This window comes from Clostridioides sp. ZZV15-6598, from assembly GCF_020657705.1.
Lineage (GTDB): Bacteria > Bacillota > Clostridia > Peptostreptococcales > Peptostreptococcaceae > Clostridioides > Clostridioides difficile_F.
Map to the genome: position 1 here is coordinate 1 of NZ_JAGWCS010000178.1, position 6,403 is coordinate 6,403.

The following is a 6,403-nucleotide window of genomic DNA, read 5'->3' on the forward strand; positions in this document are numbered from 1 at the left end:
GTATAAATATACTAAAAGAAGGATTAAGACTAATAACAGTTTAAAATAGATAACTTATGTAAGAACCGTAGGAACTACGGGGATAGCTTGTGGAGAATTGGTAAGACATATTTAGTATGCGAAATTCTATGAAGCAGGAACCCTGTGACTTTAGTCATGGGAGGTTCAGGAAGTAATAATAGTATCTAACAATGAAGAATTATATTCAAAATATAATATTAAAGTTTATAATGATATAATAAAAAACATTGGTCCAATAGGAGGAATATATACTGCTCTTGAACATGCAAAGTATGACATAGTTACAGTTGCATGTGATATGCCATATCTAAATAATGAAGTAGTCGAAAAAATAGCTGATGAAATGGATGACAAAAGTGTAATTTCAGTAACAAATGGAAAGTTACAACCATTGTGTTCTGGATACAAAAAGAGTATAATAAATAAAGTATCTTTATGTATAGGGAAAAATGATTTGAAGCTTAGAACTCTTATAGAAAAAATAGATAAAAGCTATATATACTTTGATAACGAAGATTTATTTTTAAATGTAAATACTATTGATGAGTATAAAAAATTGACTGAAGTTTAATTAGCTACGGTTGTAAAATAGAGTAGGATTTATATGGAGGAGAATTTATGAATTTACTTAAATGTGATTCTTGGGCAGTGATATTAAATAATAGTGACGAAGAAAGTAAGGCATATAAAATATTAGATGAACTTAAAAAGAATATGTACAAAGTTGTTGCTATAGATGAAGAGAAAAAGAATATTGAAGGTATAGATGTATATGAGTGTCTAAAAGACGTACCACACAATATTGATGTTGTAGCTATTATAGATAAGCAATCTAAGATGGATGCCATTTTAGAAGAGATAGAACTTTTAGACATACAAAATATCTGGTTTGAAAAAGGAAGCTTTAGTGAAATGATTATTAAAAAAACTAAGGATTTAAAATTGAATGTGGAATACAATTTAAGTTTATATGATGAGTTAACTAAGTAAAATTATATATAGAAATGATTAAGAACATAATTGGTTAACGAAATATCTTATTTTATAATATAGATTTCCTAGATAAAGTATCAAATTACAAGATTTATTAAGAAGATTGCTATTTACATGATATAATATATTAAACAGGAATATTAAGGAGTTGATATATTATGTTAATAGTAACTACAGAAAAAGTAGAAGGAAAAAAAATATCAGAAGTTTTAGGGCTAGTTAGAGGAAGTACAATAAGAGCAAAACATGTTGGAAAAGATATAGGAGCAAGCTTTAAGAATCTTGTTGGAGGAGAACTTACAGGATATAATGAAATGCTTACAGAAGCAAGACAAATTGCAATCGGTAGAATGGTTGAAGATGCAGAATCTAAAGGTGCAAATGCAATAATAGCATTTAGATTGTCTTCAGCTTCAGTTATGCAAGGAGCAGCAGAAATGCTTGCTTATGGAACAGCAGTTATTTTAGAAGATAACAATGATATAGTTGAAAAATAAAATATAAGTAATTAGAAAGAGACATCTTTTATAAATTTTATGGATGTCTCTTTTTCTTTGAAAAATATCAGGTAGAAGTAACTTTTAACCATTATGATAATAAAATAAGATGATATTATATAAATAAGTAAAATTATATTATATAATATATAGTATAGACTTTAAAATTTTTATTAGTAGGAGAAATTATGAACAATGTTATAATAGTTAGAGGAGCTGGAGATTTAGCAACAGCAGTCATACACAAGTTACATAGCTGTGGTTTTAAAATAATCGCTTTAGAAGTTGAAACTCCTCTTGCAATAAGAAGGAAAGTTTCTTTTAGTGAGGCTATTTATGAAAATGAAGTTTCTGTGGAAGATGTCTATTGTGTGTATTGCAAAGATAAAACAGAAATAAAAAAAGCTTTAAATAAAAGAAAAGTGGCACTAATAATAGACCCAAAAGGTAAATATATAGATGAAATACGTCCTGTAGCAGTTATAGATTGCATACTTGCAAAAAAAAATATTGGAACAAATAAAGCGATGGCACCACTTACAATAGCTTTAGGACCAGGGTTTTGTGCAGGTAAAGATGTAGATATAGTTATTGAAACTATGAGAGGACATAATTTAGGAAAAGTGATAAGAAAAGGATATGCTTTAAAAAATACAGGAATACCAGGAGCTATATTGGGTATAACCAAAGAACGAGTTTTTTATTCTGAGAACGTTGGAATAATAGAAAATGTATGTAGTATAGGGGATGTAGTTAAAAAAGGAGATATAATATGTTATATCACTGAAAAAAATAGAAATAAAATAGAAGTGAAAGCTTCTATAGATGGTGTTTTGAGAGGCTTATTGAGAAATGGTTCACAAATAGAAAAAGGATTAAAGATATTGGATATAGACCCTCGAATGGAAGAAGTAAAAAATTCATTTACGATATCAGATAAAGGACGTTGTATAGCAGGAGCAGTTTTAGAAGCATTATTATCAGAAGGAATATTACCAGAATAGGTTCTATTAAATAGATTTTTTATTTATAAAAGTTTAATTAATATATAAAGGGGTGAAACCATATGTTTAATGTAGCAATTATAACACTTAGTGATAAGGGCTATGAAGGGAAAAGAGAAGACATAACAGGAAAAAAATTAACTGAATTTGTTGAAAATACAGGGAATTATAAAGTTGTTGAATATGTGTTGATAAAAGATGATAAGGAAATGTTAAAGGAAAATATTATAAAAATTTGTGACAGTAATGAAGTAGATTTGATTCTTACTAATGGAGGTACTGGATTTTCAAAGAGAGATATAACTCCAGAGGCTACTAAAGATGTTTTGGAAAGAGAGATACCAGGTCTTAGTGAATACATGAGAATGAAATCTACAGAAATTACTAAAAAAGCTATACTAAGTAGGGGTGTAAGTGGAATAAGGAATAATTCTATAATAATAAATTTACCTGGAAGTCCCAAAGGTGCAGTTGAAAATTTAAGCTTCATTATTGATGTCTTAGACCATGGCATAGAAATTTTAAGAGGAGAAGCCACAGAATGTGCCACTAATAACAAAAAATAGTATATAATTCAGATAGATAAAAAATAGACAAAGAGGTAGATAGAGTATGATTGATAAGTATGGAAGAAAAATAGACTACCTTCGTATTTCACTTACAGATAAGTGTAATTTAAGGTGTGTTTATTGTATGCCACCAGATGTTAAATTTGAAAAAAATTATATAAATGATAATCTAAGTTTTGAAGACTATAAATTCATTATAAAGGCTATGTCAGAACAAGGGATAACAAAGGTTAGATTTACTGGAGGAGAACCTCTTTTATATCCAAATTTAAATGAACTTATAAGGTTTACAAGAGAAGAATGTGGAATAGAAAATATAGGAATGACAACTAATGCTCTTGGACTTTCTGATAGAATATTTGAGCTTAAAGAATGTGGTCTGAATAAAGTAAATATAAGCTTAGATTCTTTAAAGGAATATAAATATAAATCTGTGACAAGAGGCGGCAATTTAAAAGAAGTATTAAAATCGATTGAGTCATGTTTAAATTTAGGTATAAAAGTAAAGGTAAATTGTGTTGCTATAAATGGATTTAATGATGATGAACTTAAAGACTTTATGTTTTTAACAGTTAAATCACCAATTGATGTAAGATTTATTGAACTTATGCCATTAGGTGAAGCTAATAGAGTCTATAAAAAAGGATATTTTAATGTAAAAGAAATGGTTGAAAAAATATATGGTTTATATAAAGTTAAAAATGATGAAAAAAGTACAGCAGAATACTACAAGTTTAAAGGAGCAAAAGGAAGAATAGGAATTATAACTCCATTAAGCTGTTCATTTTGCAACACTTGTAATCGCATTAGACTTACTTCTAGTGGTGCAATAAAACTGTGTCTACATTCAAAAGAGGAAATAGATATAAAACCACTTTTACATAAACCATTGTTATTTAGAGAAACTATGAAAGATATAATAAAAGAAAAACCAGAAAAACATCATTTAATAGAAAATAAATGTAGTGATACAAATAGACGTATGTATGAAATTGGAGGATAGGTAATGTTAACGCACATAAATGAAAAAGGTTATGCTAAAATGGTGGATATAAGTGAAAAAGATGATACTAAGAGAACTGCTATAGCAACAGCTACGATTACTCTTGGTAAAGAAGCTTTAGAAAAAGTAAAAAATGGACAAATAAAAAAGGGAGATGTATTATCTGTAGCTCAAGTCGCAGGTATAATGGGAGCTAAAAATACATCTTCAAATATACCAATGTGCCATCAGATTAAATTGGTTGGATGTGATTTGGAATTTGAAATAGATGATTCTATATCTGCTATTAGAATATATGCAACTTGTAAATCACTTGGGAAAACTGGTGTAGAAATGGAAGCATTGAGTGCTTGTTCTTTAGCAGCGCTTACAATTTATGATATGTGTAAAGCAGTTGATAAAAAGATGGTTATAAGCAACATACATCTTGTGGAGAAAACTGGTGGAAAATCAGGTGATTTTAAGTTTGAATAAATTAAGAATATATGGGTGAAAATTTGGAGGAAATATGGCTAAAGTAGTATCAATAAATATAAGTGACAAAAAGGGTGTAATTAAGGTTCCTGTGCAATGTGCAGAACTAAGAATAGATTATGGAATAGTTGGAGATGCACATGCAGGAAACTGGCATCGTCAAATAAGTTTACTTGGAAAAGAAAGTATAGATAAAATGAAAATGAGAGGTTTTGACCAATTAAAATTTGGAGACTTTGCTGAAAATATAACTACAGAAGGAATAGAAGTATTTTTATTACCTGTTGGCACAAAATTAAAAATAGGCAAATGTGAAGTTGAAGTAACCCAAATAGGGAAAAAGTGTCATAATGGATGTGAGATTAAAAAATTAACAGGGGACTGTGTAATGCCACGTGAAGGAATTTTTGTTAAGGTTTTAGAGGAAGGAATTATAAATGTTGGAGATTCAATAGATATAATTCAATAAAAATTTGATTAAACTTAAAATAAATTTCTGATTATATTTAAAAATTTTCTTAGATGTTCGTATAGCCTTTTTTATAGGCTGTTCGGACATTTTTTTGTCAGTAGATACTTAATAATATTTTAGAATGTGTAGTGTGAAGTATTTTCAATAGATAGATTTAACAATATAACATATTGTTGTATAATGTGAGATATGATTAATAAATTAAATATGGGAGGAGAGATATTCATATGCCTGACTTACTAAAAAATATGTTTAATTATGAGTCACTTCATGAGATTGCATCGGCTATACAATCAGTTTACACCCAATTTAAGATAGATGAATTCTTAAAATCTATACTGGATGAAACATGGAACGATTTAGGGTTAAAGGGCAGATGTCGAAAAATAAGTATAAGTTTGGGAGAGTATTTACCAGTAGAATATACAGAAGCCCTTGACATTCTTGAAAAGGCAGTTGCTGGCTTTTCTTTTGCTTTTTTCTTTCCAGACTTTGTTGAGGTTTATGGACAGAATGAAACTAATTGGGATTTATCTATAAGCGCTTTAGAAAGAAATACTGAATACTGGTCTTCAGAGTTTGCTGTACGTGCATTTATCATTAAGGATGAAGAGCGTATGATGGCACAGATGTTTGCTTGGTCTAGGCATAAAAATGAACATGTCCGAAGACTTGCAAGTGAAGGTTGCCGTCCACAGTTGCCGTGGAGTCAAGCACTAACTAAATTTAAAAAAGACCCTAAACCCATTCTACCTATATTGGAACAATTAAAAACCGACTCATCACTGTATGTACGAAAGAGTGTTGCTAATAATCTAAATGACATATCCAAAACACATCCAGATTTAGTTGCAAACCTTGCAAAAGATTGGTATGGTGTAAATGAATATACTAACTGGATTGTAAAACATGGTTGCAGAACTCTACAAAAAAAGGGTAATCGAGATGTGTTAGCTATTTTTGGATACAACAATATTGCTTCTATTGATATTCAAGGCTTTGCTTTAGATACAACGACAGTTTCAATCGGAGGAGATATAACTTTTTCATTTTCAATTTTAACAAAGGAAACTACAAAAGTAAGACTCGAATATGGGATTGATTATGTAAAATCCAATGGAAAAAGAAAGAGGAAGATATTTAAAATATCAGAAGTCTCATTAAAAGAAAATCAGAAGAAGCTTTACAATAAAAAACATTCTTTTGCAGATGTAAGTGTAAGGAAGCATTACTCAGGTACCCATTCAATTGTGCTTATCATTAATGGCATAGAACGAGATAAGCTAGATTTTGAATTGAATGTATAATTTTACTTGAGTAACAAATAGTATCTATTACATAAAATGAAAATAATTTGTAAAATTATAATC

Annotated in this window: 8 protein-coding genes and 1 pseudogene; all 9 read left to right on the forward strand. The window is 29.0% G+C overall.

Annotated elements, in window-relative coordinates; translation table 11 throughout:
- Positions 1-172 precede the first annotated feature (172 nt).
- Positions 173-592, forward strand: a pseudogene (locus KGF50_RS19675) (molybdenum cofactor guanylyltransferase); the annotation flags it as partial.
- Positions 593-639: 47 nt separating this feature from the next.
- The gene (locus KGF50_RS19680; protein WP_227849630.1) at positions 640-1,011 is read left to right on the forward strand and encodes a CoA-binding protein; all 372 of its coding nucleotides are present in this window, start codon (positions 640-642) and stop codon (positions 1,009-1,011) included.
- Positions 1,012-1,172: 161 nt separating this feature from the next.
- Positions 1,173-1,511 (forward strand): heavy metal-binding domain-containing protein, encoded by a 339-nt coding sequence (locus KGF50_RS19685; RefSeq protein ID WP_227849631.1) that lies wholly within the window; start codon positions 1,173-1,175, stop codon positions 1,509-1,511.
- A 188-nt stretch (positions 1,512-1,699) separates the two neighbouring features.
- Complete coding sequence (yqeB, locus tag KGF50_RS19690) at positions 1,700-2,515, forward strand: selenium-dependent molybdenum cofactor biosynthesis protein YqeB (RefSeq protein WP_227849632.1); 816 nt, start codon at positions 1,700-1,702, stop codon at positions 2,513-2,515.
- Between the two features lie 62 nt (positions 2,516-2,577).
- The gene (locus KGF50_RS19695) at positions 2,578-3,081 is read left to right on the forward strand and encodes a MogA/MoaB family molybdenum cofactor biosynthesis protein (RefSeq protein WP_227849633.1); all 504 of its coding nucleotides are present in this window, start codon (positions 2,578-2,580) and stop codon (positions 3,079-3,081) included.
- Between the two features lie 46 nt (positions 3,082-3,127).
- Positions 3,128-4,087, forward strand: a complete 960-nt coding sequence (gene moaA / locus KGF50_RS19700; protein WP_227828434.1) for a GTP 3',8-cyclase MoaA — start codon at positions 3,128-3,130, stop codon at positions 4,085-4,087.
- 3 nt (positions 4,088-4,090) lie between these two features.
- Entirely contained in the window at positions 4,091-4,561 is a 471-nt protein-coding gene (moaC, locus tag KGF50_RS19705; RefSeq protein ID WP_227849634.1) for a cyclic pyranopterin monophosphate synthase MoaC, read from the forward strand.
- Positions 4,562-4,595: 34 nt separating this feature from the next.
- Positions 4,596-5,030, forward strand: a complete 435-nt coding sequence (locus tag KGF50_RS19710) for an MOSC domain-containing protein (protein WP_227849635.1) — start codon at positions 4,596-4,598, stop codon at positions 5,028-5,030.
- 230 nt (positions 5,031-5,260) lie between these two features.
- Positions 5,261-6,340 carry a DNA alkylation repair protein gene (locus KGF50_RS19715; RefSeq protein WP_227849636.1) on the forward strand — a complete coding sequence of 360 codons (1,080 nt, stop codon included), beginning with the start codon at positions 5,261-5,263 and terminating at the stop codon, positions 6,338-6,340.
- Positions 6,341-6,403 lie beyond the last annotated feature (63 nt).

What these genes read in the sequence shown, in the direction of transcription:
- KGF50_RS19715 (WP_227849636.1), top strand. Translation starts at nt 5,261, where the DNA reads ATGCCTGACTTACTAAAAAATATGTTTAATTATGAGTCACTTCATGAG.
- KGF50_RS19710 (WP_227849635.1), top strand. Translation starts at nt 4,596, where the DNA reads ATGGCTAAAGTAGTATCAATAAATATAAGTGACAAAAAGGGTGTAATT.
- moaA (WP_227828434.1), top strand. Translation starts at nt 3,128, where the DNA reads ATGATTGATAAGTATGGAAGAAAAATAGACTACCTTCGTATTTCACTT.
- moaC (WP_227849634.1), top strand. Translation starts at nt 4,091, where the DNA reads ATGTTAACGCACATAAATGAAAAAGGTTATGCTAAAATGGTGGATATA.
- KGF50_RS19680 (WP_227849630.1), top strand. Translation starts at nt 640, where the DNA reads ATGAATTTACTTAAATGTGATTCTTGGGCAGTGATATTAAATAATAGT.
- yqeB (WP_227849632.1), top strand. Translation starts at nt 1,700, where the DNA reads ATGAACAATGTTATAATAGTTAGAGGAGCTGGAGATTTAGCAACAGCA.
- KGF50_RS19685 (WP_227849631.1), top strand. Translation starts at nt 1,173, where the DNA reads ATGTTAATAGTAACTACAGAAAAAGTAGAAGGAAAAAAAATATCAGAA.
- KGF50_RS19695 (WP_227849633.1), top strand. Translation starts at nt 2,578, where the DNA reads ATGTTTAATGTAGCAATTATAACACTTAGTGATAAGGGCTATGAAGGG.